This is a genomic window from Streptomyces sp. NPDC002680 (genome assembly GCF_042889145.1).
In the GTDB taxonomy this organism is placed as follows: Bacteria; Actinomycetota; Actinomycetes; order Streptomycetales; family Streptomycetaceae; genus Streptomyces; species Streptomyces adonidis.
Genome location: NZ_JBIAQP010000005.1, coordinates 172,821 through 196,591, shown reverse-complemented (window position 1 = coordinate 196,591; position 23,771 = coordinate 172,821). Strand labels below are relative to the sequence as shown.

The 23,771-nt window shown below is 70.4% G+C and carries 17 protein-coding genes; 13 read left to right on the top strand and 4 right to left on the bottom strand.

Annotation, left to right across the window (positions count from 1 at the left end):
• Positions 1–349 precede the first annotated feature (349 nt).
• Both gltB and ACFYXF_RS15600 read left to right on the top strand, forming a co-directional pair.
• Entirely contained in the window at positions 350–4,990 is a 4,641-nt protein-coding gene (gene gltB, locus ACFYXF_RS15605; RefSeq protein WP_389350097.1) for a glutamate synthase large subunit, read from the top strand.
• Positions 4,983–6,443 carry a glutamate synthase subunit beta gene (locus ACFYXF_RS15600; protein WP_389350096.1) on the top strand — a complete coding sequence of 487 codons (1,461 nt, stop codon included), beginning with the start codon at positions 4,983–4,985 and terminating at the stop codon, positions 6,441–6,443. The genes gltB and ACFYXF_RS15600 overlap by 8 nt, the downstream gene beginning before the upstream one ends.
• Positions 6,444–6,555: 112 nt before the next feature.
• On the opposite strand, the gene ACFYXF_RS15595 is transcribed toward ACFYXF_RS15600, so the two are convergent.
• Positions 6,556–7,395 (bottom strand): chitosanase, encoded by an 840-nt coding sequence (locus ACFYXF_RS15595; RefSeq protein ID WP_389350095.1) that lies wholly within the window; start codon positions 7,393–7,395, stop codon positions 6,556–6,558.
• 90 nt (positions 7,396–7,485) lie between these two features.
• Between ACFYXF_RS15595 and ACFYXF_RS15590 the strand changes: the two genes are divergently transcribed.
• From ACFYXF_RS15590 to ACFYXF_RS15565, 6 genes are all read left to right on the top strand, one after another.
• On the top strand, positions 7,486–8,205 hold the full coding sequence (locus tag ACFYXF_RS15590) for a VWA domain-containing protein (protein ID WP_389350094.1): 720 nt from the start codon (positions 7,486–7,488) through the stop codon (positions 8,203–8,205).
• A gap of 75 nt (positions 8,206–8,280) precedes the next feature.
• The gene (locus ACFYXF_RS15585) at positions 8,281–9,921 is read left to right on the top strand and encodes a cytochrome bc complex cytochrome b subunit (RefSeq protein WP_389350093.1); all 1,641 of its coding nucleotides are present in this window, start codon (positions 8,281–8,283) and stop codon (positions 9,919–9,921) included.
• A 54-nt stretch (positions 9,922–9,975) separates the two neighbouring features.
• Positions 9,976–10,764 carry an SDR family oxidoreductase gene (locus ACFYXF_RS15580; RefSeq protein WP_389350092.1) on the top strand — a complete coding sequence of 263 codons (789 nt, stop codon included), beginning with the start codon at positions 9,976–9,978 and terminating at the stop codon, positions 10,762–10,764.
• A 31-nt stretch (positions 10,765–10,795) separates the two neighbouring features.
• Positions 10,796–11,455: a TetR/AcrR family transcriptional regulator gene (locus ACFYXF_RS15575; RefSeq protein ID WP_389350091.1), complete on the top strand. Its 660-nt coding sequence runs from the start codon at positions 10,796–10,798 to the stop codon at positions 11,453–11,455.
• 27 nt (positions 11,456–11,482) lie between these two features.
• Positions 11,483–12,640, top strand: a complete 1,158-nt coding sequence (locus ACFYXF_RS15570; RefSeq protein ID WP_389350090.1) for an acetyl-CoA C-acetyltransferase — start codon at positions 11,483–11,485, stop codon at positions 12,638–12,640.
• Complete coding sequence (locus ACFYXF_RS15565; RefSeq protein WP_389350088.1) at positions 12,637–13,437, top strand: SDR family oxidoreductase; 801 nt, start codon at positions 12,637–12,639, stop codon at positions 13,435–13,437. The genes ACFYXF_RS15570 and ACFYXF_RS15565 overlap by 4 nt, the downstream gene beginning before the upstream one ends.
• A 294-nt stretch (positions 13,438–13,731) precedes the next feature.
• Here ACFYXF_RS15565 and ACFYXF_RS15560 read toward each other — a convergent pair whose 3' ends face one another.
• Together ACFYXF_RS15560 and ACFYXF_RS15555 are read right to left on the bottom strand one after the other, a co-directional pair.
• A complete protein-coding gene (locus ACFYXF_RS15560) occupies positions 13,732–14,469 on the bottom strand; it encodes an ankyrin repeat domain-containing protein (protein WP_389350087.1) in 738 nt (245 codons plus the stop codon).
• Positions 14,470–14,544: 75 nt separating this feature from the next.
• Complete coding sequence (locus ACFYXF_RS15555) at positions 14,545–15,474, bottom strand: hypothetical protein (protein WP_389350086.1); 930 nt, start codon at positions 15,472–15,474, stop codon at positions 14,545–14,547.
• 192 nt (positions 15,475–15,666) lie between these two features.
• Here ACFYXF_RS15555 and ACFYXF_RS15550 point away from each other — a divergent pair, with 192 nt between their 5' ends.
• Positions 15,667–16,461 carry a S1 family peptidase gene (locus ACFYXF_RS15550; protein ID WP_389350085.1) on the top strand — a complete coding sequence of 265 codons (795 nt, stop codon included), beginning with the start codon at positions 15,667–15,669 and terminating at the stop codon, positions 16,459–16,461.
• A gap of 750 nt (positions 16,462–17,211) precedes the next feature.
• On the opposite strand, the gene ACFYXF_RS15545 is transcribed toward ACFYXF_RS15550, so the two are convergent.
• Positions 17,212–18,996 (bottom strand): beta-galactosidase family protein, encoded by a 1,785-nt coding sequence (locus tag ACFYXF_RS15545; protein WP_389350084.1) that lies wholly within the window; start codon positions 18,994–18,996, stop codon positions 17,212–17,214.
• A gap of 122 nt (positions 18,997–19,118) precedes the next feature.
• On the opposite strand from ACFYXF_RS15545, the gene ACFYXF_RS15540 reads away from it, so the two are divergent.
• The 4 genes from ACFYXF_RS15540 (at position 19,119) to pepN (ending at position 23,696) form a co-directional block, all read left to right on the top strand.
• Positions 19,119–20,009 carry an AraC family transcriptional regulator gene (locus ACFYXF_RS15540; RefSeq protein ID WP_389350083.1) on the top strand — a complete coding sequence of 297 codons (891 nt, stop codon included), beginning with the start codon at positions 19,119–19,121 and terminating at the stop codon, positions 20,007–20,009.
• Positions 20,010–20,087: 78 nt separating this feature from the next.
• Positions 20,088–20,432, top strand: a complete 345-nt coding sequence (locus tag ACFYXF_RS15535; RefSeq protein ID WP_389350082.1) for a chorismate mutase — start codon at positions 20,088–20,090, stop codon at positions 20,430–20,432.
• A gap of 139 nt (positions 20,433–20,571) precedes the next feature.
• Positions 20,572–21,051: a two-component system response regulator gene (locus tag ACFYXF_RS15530; RefSeq protein ID WP_389350081.1), complete on the top strand. Its 480-nt coding sequence runs from the start codon at positions 20,572–20,574 to the stop codon at positions 21,049–21,051.
• Positions 21,052–21,167: 116 nt separating this feature from the next.
• Entirely contained in the window at positions 21,168–23,696 is a 2,529-nt protein-coding gene (pepN, locus tag ACFYXF_RS15525) for an aminopeptidase N (RefSeq protein WP_389350080.1), read from the top strand.
• Positions 23,697–23,771: the final 75 nt, after the last annotated feature.

The window sequence follows — 23,771 nt, the reverse complement described above, 5'->3', positions numbered from 1 at the left end:
ATGCGTTGGGCCGCATAAGTAGCCGTTACTCGCTGGTTTCGAACGCTTAACCACTGGGCATGAGCCGTAAGCGCTGTGGGCAACGAAGCCTGCGGCGCACCCGCGAGGTGAGCGACGACGCTCCCCTCGCCATGGGTCGGAGGACATCGATCTGTCCGCTTCGGCCCCCATTACTTCCACCGCAGCGCGGTCATCACGCCGCGCACGACGGTGTCCGCATGCTGGTACGTAGTATCCGGTTCCCGAGAACCGTCCCATCATGTAACCTGCACGAAATTTTGCACTCCAAGAGGGCCAACGTCGTCCCTCGGCTTAATGCATATGCCACACGACGACGACGGGAGAGCCGATGCGTACGCCGCGCCAGCCGTCCCAGCATTCCGAGAATGGCCAGAAGTGGTCCTTCATGGATGCTCGCCCTGCTGCGCAGGGTATGTACGACCCCCGCAACGAGCACGACGCCTGTGGCGTCGGCTTCGTGGCCACCCTCACCGGCGAGGCGAGCCACGCGCTGGTCGAGCAGGCGCTCACGGTTCTTCGCAACCTGGAGCACCGCGGTGCCACCGGCTCCGAGCCCGACTCCGGTGACGGCGCCGGCATTCTCTCTCGGGTCCCGGACGCGTTCTTCCGCGAGGTGGCCGGATTCCAGCTGCCCGAGGCCGGCTCCTACGCGGTCGGTATCGCCTTCCTCCCGGAGGAGACGGCGACCGACGCGGACCCGATCCTCGACGGGGCCGTCTCACGTACCGAGACGATCGCCCGTATCGAGGCGATCGCCGCCGACGAGGGCCTGACCGTCCTCGGCTGGCGCGACGTGCCCGTCGCCCCCGGGCTGCTCGGCGCCACCGCCCGCTCGACGATGCCCGCCTTCCGGCAGATCTTCGTCGCGGACAGCGCCGCGGTGCCCGCCAAGGGCATCGACCTCGACCGCAAGGCCTTCGCGCTGCGCAAGCGCGCCGAGCGCGAGGTCGGCGTCTACTTCCCCTCGCTCTCCGCGCGGACCATCGTCTACAAGGGCATGCTGACCACCGGTCAGCTGGAGCCCTTCTTCCCCGACCTGTCCGACCGCCGCTTCGCGTCGGCCGTCGCGCTCGTCCACTCGCGCTTCTCCACGAACACCTTCCCGTCGTGGCCGCTCGCCCACCCGTACCGCTTCGTCGCACACAACGGCGAGATCAACACGGTCAAGGGCAACCGCAACTGGATGGCCGCCCGTGAGTCGCAGCTGGTCAGCGACCTGTTCGGGGACAAGGGCCTGGAGCGGGTCTTCCCGATCTGCACGCCGGACGCCTCCGACTCGGCGTCCTTCGACGAGGTGCTCGAACTGCTCCACCTCGGTGGGCGTTCGCTGCCGCACTCCGTGCTGATGATGATCCCGGAGGCCTGGGAGAACCACGGCACGATGGATCCCGCGCAGCGCGCCTTCTACCAGTTCCACTCCACGATGATGGAGCCCTGGGACGGCCCGGCCTGTGTCACCTTCACCGACGGCGTCCAGGTCGGCGCGGTCCTCGACCGCAACGGTCTGCGCCCCGGCCGCTACTGGGTCACCGACGACGGCCTCGTCGTCCTCGGCTCCGAGGTCGGCGTCCTCGACATCGACCCCGCGAAGGTCGTCCGCAAGGGCCGCCTCCAGCCAGGCAAGATGTTCCTCGTCGACACCGCCGAGCACCGCATCATCGAGGACGACGAGATCAAGGCCGGCCTCGCCGCCGAGCAGCCCTACGCGGAGTGGCTCGAAGCCGGCGAGATCGAGCTGTCCGACCTGCCCGAGCGCGAGCACATCGTGCACACCCACGCCTCGGTCACCCGCCGCCAGCAGACCTTCGGTTACACCGAGGAGGAGCTGCGCGTCATCATCGCGCCGATGGCCAAGACCGGCGGCGAGCCGCTCGGCTCCATGGGCACCGACTCGCCGATCGCCGCGCTGAGCGAGCGTCCGCGACTGCTCTTCGACTACTTCACCCAGCTGTTCGCGCAGGTCACCAACCCTCCGCTGGACGCCATCCGCGAGGAACTGGTCACCAGCCTGCGCTCCTCCCTCGGCCCCGCCAGCAACCTGCTGGAGCCGAGCGCGGCCTCCTGTCGTAGCGTCACCCTGCCCTTCCCGGTGATCGACAACGACGAGCTGGCCAAGCTCATCCACATCAACGCCGACGGCGACATGCCCGGCATGAAGGCCGCGACGCTCTCCGGCCTCTACCGGGTCAGCGGCGGCGGCGACTCCCTCGCCGCCCGCATTGACGAGATCTGCGCCGAGGCCGACGCCGCGATAGACAACGGCGCCCGTCTCATCGTCCTGTCGGACCGGCACTCGGACGCCGAGCACGCGCCCATCCCCTCGCTGCTGCTCACTGCCGCCGTCCACCACCACCTCATCCGTACCAAGCAGCGCACCCAGGTGGGCCTGCTGGTCGAGGCCGGTGACGTCCGCGAGGTCCACCACGTCGCCCTGCTCATAGGCTTCGGCGCCGCCGCCGTGAACCCGTACCTGGCGATGGAGTCCGTCGAGGACCTGGTCCGCGCCGGTACGTTCCTGCCCGGCATCGAGCCCGAGCAGGCCATCCGCAACCTGATCTACGCGCTCGGCAAGGGCGTCCTCAAGGTCATGTCCAAGATGGGCATCTCGACCGTCGCCTCCTACCGGGGCGCCCAGGTCTTCGAGGCCGTCGGTCTCGACACGGCCTTCGTCGAGAAGTACTTCCTCGGCACCGCCACCAAGATCGGCGGCGTCGGCATCGACGTCATCGCCAAGGAGGTCGCCGCCCGGCACGCCAAGGCGTACCCCGCCTCCGGCATCGCGCCCGCCCACCGCGCCCTCGACATCGGCGGCGAGTACCAGTGGCGCCGCGAGGGCGAGCCGCACCTGTTCGACCCGGAGACGGTCTTCCGCCTCCAGCACTCCACGCGCACCCGCCGCTACGACATCTTCAAGAAGTACACGGACCGCGTGAACGAGCAGTCCGAGCGGCTCATGACCCTCCGTGGGCTCTTCGGCTTCAAGTCGGACCGGCCCTCGATCTCCATCGACGAGGTCGAGCCGGTCAGCGAGATCGTCAAGCGGTTCTCCACCGGCGCCATGTCGTACGGCTCCATCTCCCTGGAGGCGCACGAGACGCTCGCCATCGCCATGAACCAGCTGGGCGCCAAGTCCAACACCGGTGAGGGCGGCGAGGACCCGGACCGTCTGTACGACCCCGCGCGCCGCTCCAGCATCAAGCAGGTCGCGTCCGGCCGCTTCGGTGTGACCAGCGAGTACCTGGTCAACGCGGACGACATCCAGATCAAGATGGCCCAGGGCGCCAAGCCCGGCGAGGGTGGCCAGCTGCCCGGCCACAAGGTGTACCCGTGGGTCGCCAAGACCCGGCACAGCACCCCCGGTGTCGGTCTGATCTCGCCGCCGCCGCACCACGACATCTACTCCATCGAGGACCTCGCCCAGCTCATCCACGACCTGAAGAACGCGAACCCGCAGGCGCGGATCCACGTGAAGCTGGTCTCGGAGGTCGGCGTCGGCACGGTCGCCGCCGGTGTGTCGAAGGCGCACGCGGACGTCGTCCTCATCTCCGGCCACGACGGCGGAACGGGCGCCTCGCCGCTCACCTCCCTCAAGCACGCGGGTGGTCCCTGGGAGCTGGGCCTCGCCGAGACCCAGCAGACGCTGCTGCTCAACGGCCTGCGCGACCGGATCGTCGTCCAGACCGACGGTCAGCTGAAGACCGGCCGCGATGTCGTCATCGCCGCGCTGCTCGGCGCCGAGGAGTTCGGTTTCGCGACCGCGCCGCTCGTCGTCTCCGGCTGCGTCATGATGCGCGTCTGCCACCTCGACACCTGCCCGGTCGGCATCGCCACCCAGAACCCGGTGCTCCGCGACCGGTTCGCGGGCAAGGCCGAGTACGTCGTGAACTTCTTCCAGTTCATCGCCGAAGAGGTCCGCGAGATCCTCGCCGAGCTGGGGTTCCGTACGATCGAGGAGGCTGTCGGCCACGCCGAGACCCTCGACGTCGAGCGGGCCGTCAACCACTGGAAGGCGCAGGGTCTGGACCTGGCCCCGCTCTTCTACGTGCCGGAGCTGCCCGAGGGCACCCCGCTCCACCAGGTCATCAAGCAGGACCACGGCCTGGAGAAGGCGCTCGACAACGAGCTGATCAAGCTCGCCGCCGACGCCCTCGCCGCGTCCAGCGCGACCGACGCCCAGCCGGTCCGCGCCCAGGTCGCCATCCGCAACATCAACCGCACGGTCGGCACGATGCTCGGCCACGAGGTGACGAAGAAGTTCGGCGGGGCCGGTCTGCCCGACGACACGATCGACATCACCTTCACGGGCTCCGCCGGTCAGTCCTTCGGCGCCTTCCTCCCGCGCGGTGTCACGCTGCGCCTGGAGGGCGACGCCAACGACTACGTCGGCAAGGGCCTTTCGGGCGGCCGGGTGATCGTCCGTCCCGACCGGGGCGCCGACCATCTCGCCGAGTTCTCCACCATCGCGGGCAACACCATCGCGTACGGCGCGACCGGCGGCGAGCTGTTCCTGCGCGGCCGGACGGGCGAGCGGTTCTGTGTCCGCAACTCCGGTGCCACGGTCGTCTCGGAAGGCGTGGGCGACCACGGCTGCGAGTACATGACCGGCGGTCACGCGGTCGTCCTCGGCACGACGGGCCGTAACTTCGCGGCCGGTATGTCGGGCGGTATCGCGTACGTCATCGACCTGGACCGCGACAACGTCAACGTCGGCAACGTGGACGCCGTCGAGGCCCTCGACGACTCCGACAAGCTCTGGCTGCACGATGTCGTGCGCCGGCACCAGGAGGAGAGCGGCTCGACGGTCGCCGAGAAGCTCCTGGCCGAGTGGGACGTCGCCGTCGAGCGCTTCAGCAAGATCATCCCCAGCACGTACAAGGCAGTGCTCGCCGCCAAGGCCGCCGCCGAGCAGGCCGGTCTCACCGAGACCGAGATCACCGAGAAGATGATGGAGGCGGCGACCAATGGCTGATCCCAAGGGCTTTCTGAACCACGGCCGCGAGGTCGCCAAGTCCCGCCCGGTGGACGTCCGTCTCAAGGACTGGAACGAGGTCTACGTTCCGGGGTCCCTGCTGCCGATCATCAGCAAGCAGGCGTCCCGCTGCATGGACTGCGGTATCCCGTTCTGTCACAACGGCTGTCCGCTGGGGAACCTGATCCCCGAGTGGAACGACTACGCCTACCGCGAGGACTGGACGTCGGCGTCCGAGCGTCTCCACGCCACCAACAACTTCCCGGAGTTCACCGGCCGTCTGTGCCCGGCTCCGTGCGAGTCGGCGTGTGTGCTGGGCATCAACCAGCCCGCGGTCACCATCAAGAACGTCGAGGTCTCGATCATCGACAAGGCCTGGGAGACCGGCGATGTCGCCCCCCAGGCCCCGGAGCGCCTCTCCGGCAAGACGGTCGCGGTCATCGGGTCCGGTCCCGCCGGTCTCGCCGCTGCCCAGCAGCTGACCCGGGCCGGTCACACGGTCGCGGTGTACGAGCGCGCCGACCGCATCGGCGGCCTCCTGCGCTACGGCATCCCCGAGTTCAAGATGGAGAAGCGGCACATCAACCGCCGTATCGAGCAGATGCGCGCGGAGGGCACCCGCTTCCGTACGGGCATCGAGATCGGCCGCGACCTCAAGGCGACGGACCTGCGCAAGCGGTACGACGCGGTCGTGATCGCGGCGGGTGCGACGACGGCTCGTGACCTCCCCGTCCCCGGGCGGGAGTTGAAGGGCGTCTACCAGGCGATGGAGTACCTGCCCCTGGCCAACAAGGTCCAGGAGGGCGACTTCGTGGCCCCGCCGGTCTCGGCCGAGGGCAAGCACGTGGTCGTGATCGGCGGCGGCGACACGGGCGCGGACTGCGTGGGCACCGCCCACCGTCAGGGCGCTGCTTCCGTCACGCAGCTGGAGATCATGCCGCAGCCCGGCGAGGAGCGGAACCCGAACCAGCCCTGGCCGACCTTCCCCATGCTCTACAAGGTCACCTCGGCGCACGAGGAGGGTGGCGAGCGCGTCTACTCCGTCTCGACGACCCACTTCGAGGGCGACGAGCACGGCAACGTGCAGTGGCTGCACCTCACCGAGGTCGAGTTCATCGACGGCAAGCTGACGCAGAAGCCGGGCACGGAGCGGAAGATCCCCGCTCAGCTGGTCACCCTCGCCATGGGCTTCACGGGCACCGACCGCGAGAACGGCCTGGTCGACCAGTTCGGCCTGGACCTCGACGAGCGCGGCAACATCGCCCGCGACGCCGACTTCGCGACCAACGTCCCGGGCGTGTACGTCGCCGGTGACGCCGGCCGCGGCCAGTCGCTCATCGTGTGGGCCATCGCCGAGGGCCGTTCGGCGGCTCGCGGAGTCGACCGCTTCCTGACGGGCGTGAGCGAACTGCCCGCCCCGATCCGCCCGACGGACCGTTCCCTGATGGTCTGAGGGCCCCAAAGACGTCCCGTACAAAGGCGTACGGAACGAACAACCACGGCGCTCGCCACAGTCCCCGACCGGACGTGGCGGGCGCCGCGGCGCGTTCGGTGCCGGACCCGTCTCAGGGGATCTTGTACGTGTCCCCGTACACCTTCCACTCCAGCGGTGTACGGAGGTCCAGGTTCCCTGCGTCGAGGAAGCGCCGTTGGGCGGTGTCGACGCGGCTGGTGTTCACGCCCGGCCTCTTGTCCAGCATCGCCTGGCGGCGGGCGTCGAGGAACGCGCCCAGGTACGTCTTCTCGTCGCCGCCCTCCGCCGGGCTGTCGGCCTCCGCCAGGGCGGCGGCGCGGATGCCGCCCATGCTGAACCAGTCGCTGCCCGGGCCGTGGTAGACCATCGCGTCGTAGTAGACGAACTGGCCCAGCAGCCCCAGCCCGTCGTCGACGGCGAGCCGCAGCGCCGGTTCGAAGTAGCCCTTGTCCCGCTTCACGTCCTGGGCCTCGCGGAACGCGGCGACCGTCGACTCCTGCTTCCAGGCCCCGGGGAAACCGGGATCGAGCCCCTCGTGCGAGTCCGTGCCGTCGACCGCGCGCAGCGCCGGGAGGTAAGGGGCGAGGGCGTTGTCCGGGTGCTCCTTCGTGTAGGCCTCGACGAGGGTGAGGAGGTCATGGGTGCCCGTGCAGAAGCCGATGATTCCGGCGGTGTAGCCCTGCCCGTCGCCGATGTCCTCGACATAGCCGTACGCGCTGCGCCAGTCGAGCGTGCTGTTCTCGGCGCTCGCCACGATCTGCTGGGCCAGTTCCTTCTTCGCCGGGTCCGCGAGTGTGGCCTCCGCGTCGAGCGGGCCGGTCTCCATCCGCTTGGCGTCGGGACCGCGCGAGTCGTCCGACGTGACGGACAGACAGGCGGTCGTTGCCAGTAACGGCACCACGGCGAGGAGGAGAACGCCGGTACGTTTCATGGGCAAAGGGTACGTGGGGCCCTCGCTCGTCCGGGTGACGTACCCTCAGCACTTGCGTCAGTCCGGCGCATTCCGGTAAGGAGCCAACGCGTGGCCGCGATCAGTCTCACCAAGGTGCAGGAGAGCGCGCCCGCGCTGGTCAGCCTCTACAAGAGCGCTGGGGCGGCCGTGGACCGGCACGGTCTCGACGGGCAACCGGCCGCCGTCTATCTGGTGGTCGACTACTCCGGTTCGATGAAGCCGTACTACAAGGACGGCAGCGTGCAGGCGCTCGCCGACCGGGTGTTGGGGCTGGCGGCCCACTTCGACGACGACGGAACGGTTCCCGTCGTCTTCTTCTCCACCGACATCGACGCCGTGACCGGTATCGCGCTCGACGACCACGCGGGGAGCGTCGACCGGATCGTGGCCGGGCTCGGGCACATGGGCAAGACCAGCTATCACCTCGCGATGGACGCCGTCATCGAGCACTACCTCGACAGCGGGTCGACGGCTCCCGCGCTCGTCGTCTTCCAGACCGACGGTGGCCCCATCAACAAGCTCGCCGCCGAACGGTACGTCTGCAAGTCGGCCCGGCTGCCGCTGTTCTGGCAGTTCATCGGGTTCGGGGACGCGTCGAGCAAGCAGTTCGACTTCCTGCGGAAACTGGACGAGTTGGCGGTGCCGGAGCGGCGGGTCGTCGACAACGCCGGCTTCTTCCACGCCGGTTCGGATCCGCGCGCGGTGTCCGACGACGAGTTGTACGACCGGCTGGTGGGCGAGTTCCCGAAGTGGCTGGTCGCGGCGCGGGCGGAGGGGATCGTCGGCTGACACCGGCGTACGACCCGTTGGCACAGGTGCGCCGCCGTGCCACCCTGAGGATGATCCGAGGGGGAGGCAGTACGGATGAACACGGCTGTGGGCAAAGGGAGTTCGGCACGCAGGGGTGAGGTCCCCAAAGGTGAGAAGTTAGCCGACTGGGCCGACGGACGGCTGGGCCTCTACGCCCTCGCCAAGGCCAACATGCGCAAGGTCTTCCCGGACCACTGGTCCTTCATGCTCGGCGAGATCTGCCTCTACAGCTTCCTCATCCTGATCCTCACCGGCGTCTACCTGACCCTCTTCTTCGAGCCGAGCGGCGTCGAGGTCGTCTACGACGGCTCGTACACCCCGCTCAACGGCGTCATCATGACCAGGGCGTACGAGTCCACGCTCGACATCAGCTTCGACGTACGCGGCGGACTGCTGATCCGGCAGATCCACCACTGGGCGGCGCTCGTCTTCGTCGCCGGGATGCTCATCCACATGATGCGCGTCTTCTTCACCGGGGCGTTCCGCAAGCCGCGCGAGCTCAACTGGGCGTTCGGCTGGACCCTGTTGTTCCTCGGCATCATCACCGGTCTGACCGGCTACTCGCTCCCCGACGACCTGCTCTCCGGCACCGGCCTCCGCTTTGCCGACGGCGCGATCCTGTCCGTCCCGGTCGTGGGGACGTACCTCTCGATGTTCCTGTTCGGCGGGGAGTTCCCGGGCCACGACATCATCTCGCGGCTCTTCCCGATCCATGTGCTGCTGCTGCCGGGGATCATGCTGGGGCTGGTCGTCGCCCATCTGATCCTGGTCTTCTACCACAAGCACACGCAGTATCCGGGGCCCGGCCGCGACCAGAAATCGGTCGTCGGCATGCCCTTCCTGCCGGTCTACATGGCCAAGGCGGGCGGCTTCTTCTTCCTCACCTTCGGTGTGCTGGCGGTGCTTGGCGGCATCGCGAGCATCAACCCCGTATGGGCGTTCGGCCCCTACCGCGCCGACCTGGTCACCACCGGCGCCCAGCCCGACTGGTACCTCGGCTTCTCCGAGGGGCTGATCCGGGTGATGCCGGGATGGGAGATCAACGCCTGGGGCCACACCCTCGCGCTGGGCGTCTTCATCCCCTTCTCCCTCTTCCCGCTGATCATGCTGGCCATCGGCGTGTACCCGTTCATCGAGGCCTGGATCACCGGCGACAAACGCGAGCACCACATCCTCGACCGGCCACGGAACGTCCCAGTCCGTACGGGACTCGGGGTCGCCTGGCTGAGTCTGTACGGCGTGCTGCTGATCGGCGGCGGCAACGACATCGTGGCCACGCATCTGCATCTGTCGATCAACGCGATCACCTGGTTCGTACGGATCGGGTTCTTCGTCGTGCCCGTGCTCGCCTTCGTCGTGACGAAACGGATCTGCCTGGGGCTCCAGCGCGGCGACCGCGACAAGGTCCTGCACGGCAGAGAGACGGGCACGGTCAAACGCCTCCCGCACGGCGAGTACGTCGAGGTCCACGAACCCCTCCCGCAGGACGCGCTGTTCACCCTCACCCAGCACGAACAGGCCCCGCCGTACGAGATCGGCGCGCTCGTCGACGCCAACGGCGTCCGCCGCCGGGTCACGCCGGGGCAGCGGCTGCGGGCCCGGCTGGCGCGGTCGATGTTCGGCCCCGACACGCGGATCCCGAAGCCGACGGTGGAGGAGTACCGGGAGATCAGCAGCGGTGATCACCACCACTGAGTCCATGGGCGGCAAACCTTCCCTAACAAGTGTTTGGTAGGTTACGGTGGCTCCATGGGAGACGTCGACAGTCCGGCGTACGTACCCGGACATGGGCTGCTGAAGGGGCGCACCGCTGTGATCACGGCCGCGGCGGGCGCGGGGATCGGCGGGGCCACCGCCCGCCGGTTCCTGGAGGAGGGCGCACGCGTGCTGATCAGCGACGCGCACGCGCGCCGGCTCAAGGAGTACGAGGGTGAGCTGGCCGCCGAGTTCGCGGGCGCCGTCGACTCACTCCCGTGCGACGTCACCGACGAGGGTCAGGTGCGGGCGCTGTTCGACGCGGCCGTGGCGGCGCACGGGCGGCTCGACATAGTCGTCAACAACGCCGGTCTCGGCGGCACTTCCGCTCTCGTCGACATGACGGACGAGCAGTGGTCGAGGGTGCTGGACGTGACGCTGGGCGGCACGTTCCGGTGCGTGCGGGCGGCGTTGCGAGTTTTCCGCGAAAGCGGCTCGGGAGGCGTGGTCGTCAACAACGCGTCCGTCGTCGGCTGGCGGGCACAGGCAGGACAAGCGCACTACGCCGCCGCCAAGGCGGGCGTGATGGCGCTGACCCGGAGTGCGGCGATCGAGGCGGCGGAGTACGGCGTCCGGGTCAACGCGGTGTCACCGAGCCTCGCCATGCATCCCCACCTCGTGAAGGTGACGACCCCCGAACTCCTCGCCGACCTGACGGCCCGCGAGGCCTTCGGGCGGTACGCCGAGCCCTGGGAGGTGGCCAACGTGATCGTGTTCCTGGCGTCCGGCTACTCCTCGTACATGACGGGGGAAGTCGTCTCCGTCAGCAACCAGCACCCCTAGGACGACTCATGTCTGGGACCACAATGGACGCGTGCCTCCTACGAAGAAGAAGCCCCAGGTGACCGCCGCGCCCGCCCGCCGCCACGAACTCCTCGAAACCGCCGCCGAGGTCTTCGCCGAACAGGGCTACAACGCCACCACCGTACGCAAGATCGCGGACCACGCCGGCATGCTCGCGGGCAGCCTCTACTACCACTTCGACTCCAAGGAATCGATGCTGGAGGAGATCCTCCGCACGTTCCTCGACGAGCTGTGGCACGGCTACGACGCCGTCCTGGACGCCGAGTCCGGGCCGCGCGAGACGCTGGAGGCGCTGGTCACCGAGTCGTTCCGGGAGATCGACCGGCACCGCGCCGCCGTCGCGATCTACCAGAAGGAGAGCAGGCAACTGGTCGTGCAGGAGCGGTTCGCGTTCCTCGCCGAGTCGCAGCGCAAGTTCGAGAAGGCGTGGCTGTCCACGCTGGAACGCGGGGTCGCCGCCGAGGTCTTCCGCGCCGACCTCGACATCCGCCTCACCTACCGCTTCGTGCGCGACACCGTGTGGGTCGCCGCGTCCTGGTACCGGCCCGGCGGACAGCACAGCCCGGAGGAGATCGCCCGGCAGTACCTGTCGATGGTGCTGGACGGGATCGCAGTACGTGAAGAACCACATGTGATTCAGAGAGACGTAGACGTGAACAGCCCTATGTGAACAGCCCTTTTCTGTGAGGGAGTTGCCATGGCCGAGGCCTATGTCGTCGAAGCGGTCCGTACGCCCGTCGGGCGGCGCGGAGGTGGTCTGAGCGGGGTGCATCCCGCCGACCTGGGCGCGCACGCGCTGACGGCGCTGATGTCGCGGGCCGGGGTGGACCCGGCCGCCGTGGAGGACGTCGTCTTCGGGTGCCTGGACACGGTGGGGCCCCAGGCCGGTGACATCGCCCGCACCTGCTGGCTGGCCGCCGGGCTGCCCGAGGAGGTGCCAGGGGTGACGGTCGACCGGCAGTGCGGGTCCTCGCAGCAGGCCGTGCACTTCGCGGCGCAGGCCGTGCTGTCCGGCACCCAGGACCTGGTCGTCGCGGGCGGCGTCCAGAACATGTCGATGATCCCGATCGCCTTCGCCTCCCGGCAGGCGGCCCTGCCCCTGGGGCTGACGGAGGGTCCGTTCGCGGGCAGCGCGGGGTGGCGGGCGCGGTACGGGGACCGGCCGGTGAACCAGTTCGCCGGCGCCGAGATGATCGCCGCCAAGTGGGGCATCAGCAGGCTGGACCAGGAGGAGTTCGCGCTGCTGTCGCACGAACGGGCGGTGCGGGCCATCGACGAGGGCCGTTTCGCGCGCGAGACCGTGGCCTACGAGGCGGTGACCGTGGACGAGGGGCCGCGCCGGGACACCTCCCTGGAGAAGATGGCGGGCCTGAAGCCGGTGATCGACGGCGGCACCATCACGGCTGCCTGTTCCTCCCAGGTGTCCGACGGCGCGGCCGCGATGCTGATCGCCTCGGAGCGGGCGGTGCGCGAACACGGGCTGCGCCCGCGGGCCCGGATCCACCACCTCTCGGTACGGGGCGAGGACCCGATCCGGATGCTGTCGGCGCCGATCCCGGCCACGGCCCACGCCCTCAAGAAGACCGGCCTGTCCATCGACGACATCGACCTGGTCGAGATCAACGAGGCGTTCGCGCCGGTCGTCCTGGCGTGGCTGAAGGAGACGGGCGCGGATCCGGCGAGGGTGAACGTCAACGGCGGCGCGATAGCGCTCGGTCACCCGCTGGGCGCGACCGGGGTCAAGCTGATGACCACACTCCTGCATGAACTGGAGCGCACGGGGGGCCGGTTCGGATTGCAGACGATGTGCGAGGGCGGGGGACAGGCGAACGTGACGATCATCGAGCGGCTTTGAACGCCTTGGACGCCTTGAACGGCTCGGCCGGTCTGAAGGGGCGTGTCGCTCTTGTCACCGGCGGTACGCGTGGAGTCGGGGCGGGTATCGCGCGGGCTCTCGTCGAGGCGGGCGCGGAGGTCGTGGTCTGCGCTCGGCGACCCCCCGAAGTCCCGTTGCCCGGGGTGGAGTTCACGGCGGTCGATCTGCGGGACCGGACCGCGGTGCATGACTTCGTCGGGGGGCTGCCGCGTCTCGATGTGCTGGTGAACAACGTGGGGGGCAGTCCTTATCGGCCGATGGGCGGGGACGGGGGTGGAAGCGGCGGTGGTGATGGCGATGTGGAGCGGCATGTCCGTGTCATCGAGCTGAACCTGATCACGCCGCTCACCGTGTCCCTCGCCGCGTACGGGCACCTGAAACGGGCCCGGGGTTCTGTGGTGATGATCGGCAGTGTCAGCGGGAGCCGGCCGTCGCCGGGGACTGCCGCGTACGGTGCGGCGAAGGCCGGGCTGGAACACCTGGCCCGGTCCATGGCCGTGGAATGGGCCCCGGACGTACGGGTCAACACCCTCGTCGTCGGCATGGTCCGCACCGAGCTGTCCCACCTGCACTACGGCGGGGCTGACGGCCTCGACGCGGTCGCCCGCACGGTGCCGGCGGGCCGCTTGGCCGATCCGTTGGACATCGGCGGGGCGGTGGTGTTCCTCGCGTCCGACGCGGCGGGGTACATCAGTGGGGCGAGCTTGCTGGTGCATGGCGGGGGAGAGAGGCCTGCGTTTCTGGACGCGGCGACGGCCAACAAGGGGGGCTGCTGAGGCGGGGAGTTTCTCGCCCCCGCCGCCCCTACCCGTTCCCATCCCTGGGGGCTGCGCCCCCAGACCCCCGCTCCGGCCCTGAACGGGCCTTGTCCTCAAACGCCGGACGGGCTGGGGGTGCCGCCGGCGTTCGAGGGCGACCGTGCTCAGCCCACCCCTTTTCCCCGCCCCCGCCGCACTTCAGCACCGGCCTGGGCATTTCAGCCTGTCCGGCGTTTGAGGACAAAGGGGGGTCTGGGGGCGCAGCCCCCAGAAGGATGGGACGGGTAGGGGCGGCGGGGGCGAGGAAAAAGCTCACCCCACCCCCAGCACCTCCTCCAGCACCGCCACGATCTCCGCATGCCCCGTCCCCTGGTCAACCCCCGCCACCACCACCCCGTCCCGCACCAGCTCCACAGCAACCCCCTCCGCCCACCGCCGAGTCACATACTCCCCACCGAACCCATGCGCCCGCGCCAACCCCGCCCGCAACTCCGTCGCCACATCCACCCCCGCCCACCGCCGCGCCTCCACCAACGCCTCCCCCCTCGCCCGCGCACCCCGCGCCAGCAGGGCCCGTACGCAGGCGGCAGAGCCCCGGCGGGCGGCCGTGACCAACGGGGGCTCGCCGGTCGGGCCGGGACGGTTCGGGTCCGCGCCCGCTGCCAGCAGGGCCTCCGCAACCGCCACGTGCCCGCAGCGCAACGCCCACGCCAGAGCCGTGAACCCGAACGCCTCGACCGCGTCGGGAACGGCCCCCGAGGCCAGCAGCGCGCGGACGACGTCCGTGTGACCGCCGCAGGCCGCCCCGCACAGGGGGAGGTCCGAGCCCGCGCTCAGCCGATCGGGCGCGGCACCGGCGGACAGCAGCAGCCGTACGATGCCGGGCGCGTCGCTCACCGCCGCCACGTACAGGGCGGTCTGGCCGTCCTCGTCGAGTGCCTCCGGGCTCACACCGAGCCGCAGCAGCCGTACGACCGCGTCCTCGTCACCCTCGTACACCGCGGTGAAAAGATCGCGATCACTGCCTTGTGGCGGTTCTTGCCCGTTCATACCTTCCGACCTTCGCTCGCGAAGGGCCGGTGAGGCAAAGGCTTTCGGGGTGAAGTGCCCCACGCTTCCCCTACATCACGTGTCGCACTCCAGCACCGTCCGGCAGACCCCGCACCGCGCCCGCACCCGACCCCGCACGGGTACCCGGATGCGCTGATGACACGTCGGACAGGGAAACGAGACCCGCAGCGGACCATGACCGTCAGAGCCACCGGAGGCATCGGACCCATCGGGGGTGAAGCTGTACGGGACGACGCCCGGCTGCGGCGCACCCGGCCCGTGGTGGTCCTGGGCATGACGGCGGTCGCGTGCGTACCGGCGGCGGCCCGCCCAGCCCGCCGCCGTCAGCGGGGGCTGACGCGAGTCGCGGCGGGCCAGCTCCATGCCCGCCGCGTACGCCGTGTACGCCTGCGGGCTGGTGAACCAGATCCCGGGGTCCTCGTCGAAGAGCAGGGCCCGCTTGGCCAGGACGTACCCGAACTCCTCCGGCGTCAGATAGCCGAGCTTCTGCGAGGAGTCCGCGTCCTCGCGGTAGGCGTCCAGGAGCAGCCAGCCCGCGCCCAGATACGCCGCCGCCGTGTCCGTGAGGATCTCGTTGTCGCGTGTTCCCGGGAAGGACAGATCCAGGCGGTGCAGATAGACATGCATCACCTCGTGCGCGAGGGCCGCGCCGATGTCCCTGCGGTGGGTGCGGAAACGGTCGTTCAGCTCGATGAAGTACTCGGGCCCCGCCGCCAGTTCGACATTCGCCGCGTGGGTCATCTCGCGGAAGCCGACGATCATGCGCGCGTCCGGGAGCCTGTAGTGCCGCACCATCTCGCGGGCCACGCGCTGTGCGCCCAGATGCAGGTCGTCGGTGTCGCAGAACGCCACGTCGACCGGGGCCACACTTGTCGCGAAGGTCTGGACGGTGTCGTACGACAGCCTTTTGTAGAGCGCGTTGATCGCGGCCCGCACCGTCTCCAGGTGTGGGTAGCCGTGCTCGACCGGTCCGTCGTTCGCCACGTCCGTACCCCCAAGACGCCCTGAACTCTCCTCCACTCTACGTGCAGGGGAGTTGTCGGTAAGAGCGGATTTCCTACCGTCGGGTTCCGCCGCGGGCACGTGATATCCGCCCTTGTTCCGCACCCGCCTCGATCTTCATACTTGCGTTCTTTGTCACCACGTCACCACCACCCCCCCACGAAAGGACGTACGTTGACCCACACCTCGTCGGTCGGAAGAGGTCTCTCCCTGGTCAAGCGGGCCGCGGCGGTCGGTGCCGCGGCCCTCGCGATCGCGAGCCTCCAGCCGCTCGCCGCACAGGCCGCGCCCGCGCCCGTCGTAGGAGGAACGCCCGCCGCGCAGAACGAGTTCCCGTGGCTGGTGCACCTCTCGATGGGCTGCGGCGGCGCGCTCTACAAGAAGGACGTCGTCCTCACCGCCGCCCACTGTGTGGACGGCTCCGGGCCCACCACGGGCATCACCGTCACCGCCGGCGTCGCCGACCTGAACGCCTCGGGGGCGATCAAGGTCAAGTCGACCAAGGTGCTGCAGGCCCCGGGCTACAACGGCGCCGGCAAGGACTGGGCGCTCGTGAAGCTCGCCCGGCCGATCAACAAGCCCACGCTGAAGATCGCCACGACGACCCAGTACAACCGCGGGACGTTCACCATCGCGGGCTGGGGCGACACCAAGGAGAACGGCGGCACCGGCACGACCAAGCTCCAGAAGGCCACCGTCCCCTACGTCAGTGACGCGGGCTGCAAGCTGCACTACGGCAAGCGGCTCGTCCCCGGCGACGAACTGTGCGCCGGCTACCTCGCGGGCGGCGTCGACACCTGCCAGGGCGACTCCGGCGGCCCCATGTTCCGCAAGGACGACTCCGGCGCCTGGATCCAGGTAGGCATCGTCAGCTGGGGCGACGGCTGCGCCCGCCCGGGCGTACCCGGCGTCTACTCCCAGGTGTCCACCTTCGCGAAGGCCATAGCCCGGGCGGCGTCCACGCTGTAGGACGACCCGGGTCCGGCGGGGCACGTGGCTCCGCCGGCCCCGGGGGACGAGCTCCGGGAAGCCGGATCCGAGGGGGACCGAAGGTGGGCCCCGCGGGTCGAGATCGGGGAGCCTGGCCCCGAGAGGCGAGCCCCGGAAGGCGGGATCCGGGACCGAGCCCTGGGAGCCGCCTCGGAAGTCCCGACCAGGGAGGCAGGCCCGGGGAGACGGGTAGGCAGCCTCGGTCCCTGCCCGGGCCCACCGGGGCAGGAGGGGCTCCGGCACGTACGGCGAGTGTTGCGGATCCGGGGAAGCGGGATCCGGGGAGAGGTCCCGGGAGCTGCGACCCGGGAGGCGGGCCCGGGAAGACGGGTACGTCGTCTCGGTTCCTGCCCGGGCCCACCGGCTCTGGCACGTACGGCGAGCGAGCGCGGGACCGGGGAGGTGGGATGCGGGACAGGTCCCGGGAGCTGCGACCCGGGAAGACGGGTACGTCGTCTCAGTCCCTGCCCGGGCCCACTGGCCCCGGCACGTACGGCGAGCGTCGCGGGACTGGGGAGGGGGATCCGGGGAGAGGTCCCGGGAGCTGCGACCCGGGAGGCGGGCCCCGGGAAGACGGGTACGTCGTCTCGGGCCCTGCCCGGGCCCGCCGGAGCAGCAGCGGCCCCGGCACGTACAGCGAGCGAGCGCGGGACCGGGGAGGTGGGATCCGGGGACAGGCCCCGGGAGCCCCGACCCGAGAGGCGGGCCCCGGAAGACGGGTACGTCGTCTCAGCCCCCGCCCAGGCCCACCGGAACCAGCACCGGCCCCGCCCGCCCCGCCCCCTCCAGCTCCAGCACCCACACCTCGTTCACGCCCTCCCGCAGCGTCGGCCCAGGCACGTACAGCGAGCGTTGCGGGCCCACGGACCAGTACCGGCCCAGGCCGAAGCCGTTGACCCACGCGAACCCCCGTGTCCACCCCGGCAGTTCCAGCAGCGCGTCCCCGGCCCCGTGTACCGTCACCGTCCCCCGGTACAGCCCCCGGGAGTCCTGGTCCGGCGACGGTGACGGCAGCGACCCGAAGGGCAGCCTTCTCACCGCGCCCTCCTCGAACGCGTCCAGCCGCAGCCCGCGCGCCCGCACCCCGTGCAGGAACTGCCGTTCGTGCAGCACGCCCCCGGTGATGCCCTTCGGCTCGCCGATGCGCGGCCCGTAGTTGACCCTCCCCAGGGACTCCACCCACAGCTCCACGCGCGCGTGCCCCGCGACCGGCTCCGCGAGCCGTACATCCCCCTCGCCGAGCACCCCGGCCCGCACCCCGTCGACGTACACCACCGCGAGATCCCGCAGCCCGCGCGCGGACAGCGGATACGGCCGCCGCGGACCCGGAACGGTCACCGCGTAGCGCACGAGACCGCGGTCCACGTTCAGTTCCTCGAACGTGGGCGGTACGGCGTGCTCCGTCTCGGGGCCGCCGAGCGTGTCGAGCACGGTGGCCAGGGGGGTCCATCCGGTGAGGTGCACGGCGGCCTGGGCGCCCAACGGAGCCGGGGCGGGCGGTGGTTCCGGTGGTGGGGTGTCCGCGTACTCGGTCAGCACCTCCCTGAAGCGCCAGAACTTCTCCGTGGGGCGCCCGTGTTCGTCGATCGGCGCGTCGTAGTCGTACGACGTCACGTCCGGCTCCAGAGCGCCCTCGTGGGCCTCCCCGAGGGCTCCGTTACCGGCCGCCCGGTTCGCGCCCGACCAGCCCGCGAAGCTCGTACCGCCGTGCGCCACATAGACGTTGACCGACGCCCCGCACTCCAGGATCTCGCGCAGGGCCTGCGCGGCGTCCTCGGGATCCCGTACGACGTGTTCGGCGCCCCAGTGGTCGAACCAGCCGCACCAGAACTCCATGCACATCAGGGGGCCCGTCGGGCGGTGCCTGCGCAGCGTTTCGAAGGCCCCGCGCGCGTGGGACCCGAAATTCACCGTCGCCAGGACGCCCGGCACCGAACCGCCCGTCAGCATGTGGTCCTCCGGACCGTCCGACGTGAACAGCGGGACACTCACGCCCCCGGCACGCAGCAGGGCCGTCAGCCGGCCCAGGTAGTCCCCGTCGGAGCCGTAGCTGCCGTACTCGTTCTCCACCTGCACCATCAGCACCGGGCCGCCCCGGTCGATCTGCCGCTCCACGATCTCCGGGAGGAGACGCCCGAACCAGCGCTCCACCGGACCCAGAAAACGGGCGTCACGCGTGCGTGCGTGTCCCGTCAGCCAATGGGGGAGGCCGCCGTTCTCCCATTCCGCGCAGATGTACGGGCCAGGGCGCACAATCGCCCACAGCCCCGCCTCCAGGGCCGCGTCCAGGAACCGGCCCAGCTGTCCGACGTCCCTGAAGTCACCGGGACGCGGCTCGTGCAGGTTCCACGGGACGTACGTCTCCACGCAGTTGAGGCCCATCGCCCGCAGCATCGCCAGTCGGTGCGCCCACTGCTCCTCGTGCACCCGGAAGTAGTGCAGCGCCCCCGACAGCAGCCGCACCGGACGGCCGTCCAGCAGGAAGTCCGTGTCGCCCACCGTGAACTCGCTCATGTGCCCCACCCTCACCTCTGGCGGCCGACAGCGTCCATGGACAAAGATCAGCGCCAGTTGGACCGAGGTCTCCGCCCCTCCAATGGGCGGAGACGAGCACCACACAGGCGGGAGGACCGCGGATGTACCGCACCTGGATGCGCTTCTTCAGCCCCGCGCCCGCCCACCACCGCCTCGGCCTCGTCTGCCTCGGCGTCGGCCTCCAGCACGGCGCCCTGCCCACCGTCGGCCCGCGCGTCCTCGACCACCACGTGGCCGTCGTCGTCAGCGGCGGCCGGGGCTGGTTCCAGGGCACCGACGGCCACCGCAGGACCGTCACCGCGCCCACCCTGATCTGGCTCACCCCCGGCACCGCCCACCACTACGGGCCCGACCCCGACACCGGCTGGGACGAGGCGTTCGTCGACTTCACCGGGCCCGCCACCGCCACGTACGCCGAACTCGGCTACATCGAACCCGAGCGGCCCCTCGTACCCCTCACCGACGCGGGCCCCGCCCGGGCCGTGATCGGACGCATGGCCCGCGCCGCACGCCGCGACAACCCCGTCCTGGAGGTCGAGACGGCCGCAGCCGTCCACGAACTCCTCGTCGCCCTGCGCCGCACCCGCGCCGATCTGGCACCCGACGGCGACCAGGTCCTCGCCGCCCTCGCCCGCGACGCCTGCCGGCCCCTGACCGTCGCCGAACACGCGGCCCGGCACGGCATGACCCCCGCCGAACTGCGCACCGCGGTACGACGCGGCGCCGGCTGCAGCCCCAAGGACTACCTCCTCGGCATCCGGCTGAGCCGCGCCAAGGAACTCCTCGCCGCCACCGAACTGCCCGTCGCCGCCGTCGCCCGCCGCGTCGGCTACGACGACCCCGCCTACTTCTCCCGCCTCTTCACCCGCCGCGTCGGCATGGCCCCCGTCCATTTCCGGGCACAACAGGGACGCACGGTTCCCGGTGGCTGGAGCGACCGGGTCCCCGACCCCGCCGACCCACCGATGATCGAACACCCGCACGCCACGTAGCGCTCATTTCCCGCCCACCTCACGCCTCCCCGGCACCCCAAGAGCCCGCCCACCTCGTGCCACGTAGGGTGGACGCCCATGACCACCAGCAACAACCGTGAGGTCGAGCCCGAGATCCGCGCGGAACTCGGCCGGCTGCGCGAGAGCATCGACAACATCGACGCCGCCGTCGTCCACATGCTCGCCGAGCGCTTCAAGTGCACCCAGCAGGTCGGCCTCCTCAAGGCCGCACACCAACTGCCGCCCGCCGACCCCGGCCGCGAGGCCCAGCAGATCGCCCGCCTGCGCCGACTCGCCGAAAGCGCCAACCTCGACCCCGCGTTCGCCGAGAAACTCCTCACGTTCATCATCGCCGAAGTGATCAGACACCACGAGCGCATCGCCGACGACGCCGTGAACGGCGGGAAACCACCGGTGAGTTGACCCCCGGGGAGTGACAGCCGGGCACCCGCGGGCGCATGCTGCCCTGTGCACTCACCGCGCACTCGTAGTCAGCCGACGAGCACTGCGCGTCAGCACCACGGGTGCCGTCGGGTTGTCCACGCGGGAGGGACGTCGGGCCATGCCGTCGGATGCCAAGATCCTCATCGTCGACGACCACGAGGACACCCTGTACGCCCTGGAGAGCGCCCTCGCCCCGCTCGGCTACCGGCTCGCCCGCGCCACCAGCGGCGACGAGGCCCTCAAACAGGTACTGCGCGGCCAGGTCGGCCTCCTCCTGCTCGACGTCCGCATGCCCGGCGTCAGCGGCCTCGACGTGGTGCGCTACATGCGCCGCCTCGAACAGACCCAGCACATCCCCGTCGTCCTGCTCACCGGCTTCGGCCCCGACGCCGAACTCACCTCCACCGCCTTCGGCCTCGGCGTCGCCGACCTCGTCATGAAACCCATCGACCCCTGGACCCTGCGCACCAAGGTCCGCTACCTGTACGACGCCCACCGCCGCCATCTCGCCCTCGAACAGGAGGTGCGGGAACTCCGCGCCCGGGTGAAGGATCACGACGTCCTCGCCGGACGCGCTCTGGAGGACGACCGCACCTGAGCCCCTCAGGGTGATCCCGGAGGCGCCCCGGAGCCCGCGTCGGGGGCGGGGGCGCGCGTCCGGACAAAGGCCGTGTACCGATCCGCCCCTGTGCCCTGTCAGCGGCATCAGGCAGCATGTCCTCCATGTCCGTACTGACGCGCGACGAAGCGCAAGCCCGTGCCAGCCTCCTGGACGTCCACCGGTACACGGTCGAACTCGACCTCACCACCGGGGACGACACCTTCGACTCCCGTACCGTGATCCGCTTCGCGGTGACGGCGGGCCACACCGGCGCGGACACGTTCGTCGAGGTCAGGCCCGCCGAGCTGCGCTCCGCCACCCTCGACGGCCACCCCCTGGACACCGCGACCCTCACCGACGGCCGGCTGCCCCTCAGGAACCTCGCCGAGGGCGAGCACGAACTGCGCGTGGACGCCGCGATGCGCTACTCCCGCACCGGCGAGGGCATGCACCGCTTCACCGACCCCGCCGACGACGAGACCTACCTCTACACCCAGATGTCCCTGGAGGACGCGGCAGCCGTCTTCGCCAACTTCAACCAGCCCGACCTCAAGGCCGTCTTCGAGTTCACCGTGCGCGCCCCCGAGGGCTGGACCGTCCTCGCCAACGGCATCACCACCGAAACCGCGGACGGCCTCTGGCAGGCCGCCCCCACCCCCCGCATCTCCACCTACCTCGTCGCCGTCGCCGCGGGCCCCTGGCACTCCGTCCGCAGCGAACACCGCGGCCTCCCCTTCGGCCTCCACTGCCGCCGCTCCCTCGCCCCCCACCTCGACACCGACGCCGACGAACTCCTCGACATCACGCGCGCGTGCTACGACCGCTACCACGAGAAGTTCGAGGAGCCCTACCCCTTCGACTCCTACGACCAGGCGTTCGTCCCCGAGTTCAACTTCGGCGCCATGGAGAACCCCGGACTCGTCACCTTCCGCGACGAGTTCGTCTACCGCTCCGCCGTCACCGACACCGAACGCCAGACCCGCGCCATGGTCATCGCCCACGAAATGGCCCACATGTGGTTCGGCGACCTCGTCACCCTCCAATGGTGGGACGACATCTGGCTCAACGAGTCCTTCGCCGAGTACATGGGCTACCAGACCCTCACCGAAGCCACCCGCTTCACCGACACCTGGACCGACTTCGGGGTCTCCCGCAAGGCCTGGGGCTACGACGCCGACCAGCGCCCCTCCACCCACCCCGTCGCCCCCGAAGCCGTCGACGACACCGCCGCCGCCCTCGTCAACTTCGACGGCATCTCCTACGCCAAGGGCGCCTCCGCCCTGCGCCAACTCGTCGCCTGGCTCGGCGAGAAGGACTTCCTCACCGGCATCAACACCCACTTCGCCCGGCACAGGTTCGGCAACGCCACCCTCGCCGACTTCATCGACTCCCTCGCCGCCGCCACCGAACGCGACGTCCACGCCTGGGCCGACACCTGGCTGCGCACCACCGGCGTCGACACCCTCACCCCCCGCGTCACCAACGGCGACAACGGCTCCTGCACCCTCACCGTCCGCCACGACGGCAGCCGCCCCCACCGGGTCGCCATAGGCCTGTACGACCACGACAGCGCCGGAGACGGCACCCTCGCCCTCCGCGAGCGCGTCGACCTCGACATCCCCCAGGACGCCCCCCAGCCCATCGGCAAGCGCCCCGCCCTCCTCCTCGTCAACGACGGCGACCTCACCTACGCCAAGGTCCGCTTCGACCCGGAGTCCTTCAAGACCGTCCGCAGCGCCCTCTCCGGCCTCCCCGACCCGCTCACCCGCGCGGTCGTCTGGAACGCCCTGCGAGACGCCCTGCGCGACGGCCAGCTGTCGCCCGCCGACTACCTGGAGACCGTCCGCGCCCACCTCCCGCGCGAAACGGACCTCGCCCTCGTCCAGGGCGTCCTCACCTTCGCCTCCACCGTCGTCGCCGACCGCTACCTGCCCCCGCAGGAACGCCCCGCCGCCCTCGCCACCCTCGCCTCCCTGTGCCGCGACCTCATCCGCCGCACCGAGGACGGCGACCACCCCGGCCTGCGCCTCATCGCCGTACGCCACTTCATCGACGCCGCCGCCCACCCCGACACCATCGCCGCCTGGCTCGCCGAAGGCACCGTCCCCGGCGGCCCCGAACTCGACCCCGAACTGCGCTGGCGCGTCCTGGCCCGGCTCGCCGTCCTCGGCGCCACCGACGAGACCGAGATCGACGCCGAACTCGCCCGCGACCCCAGCGCCTCCGGCCAGGAAGGCGCCGCCCGCTGCCGCGCCGCCCTGCCCGACCCCGAGTCCAAACTCCGGGCCTGGGAACAGATGTTCACCTCCGACGACCTCTCCAACTACCTCTTCGTCGCCACCGCCCAGGGCTTCTGGCAGCCCGAACAGGCCGACCTCACCGACGAGTACGTCAAGCGCTACTGGACCGACGCCGTCGCCGTCGCCGCCCGCCGGGGCCCCGCCATCGCCGACGCCGCCGGCCGCTGGGCCTTCCCCGCCCACACCGCCGCCCCCGAAACCCTCCGCCTCGGCGAGAAATGCCTGCGCGACGCCGACCCGATACCGTCCCTGCGCCGCAAACTCGTCGACCAACTCGACGACCTGGCACGCGCACTGCGCGTACGCGAAGGGGGCACGGAAGGGGCGCGGGAACAGGCGTAAGGCGAACACGGGCACGCTGTGGGGCATGGGGCCACCCCATGCCCCACACACCTCCCCACGGCAACCCCCGTACCC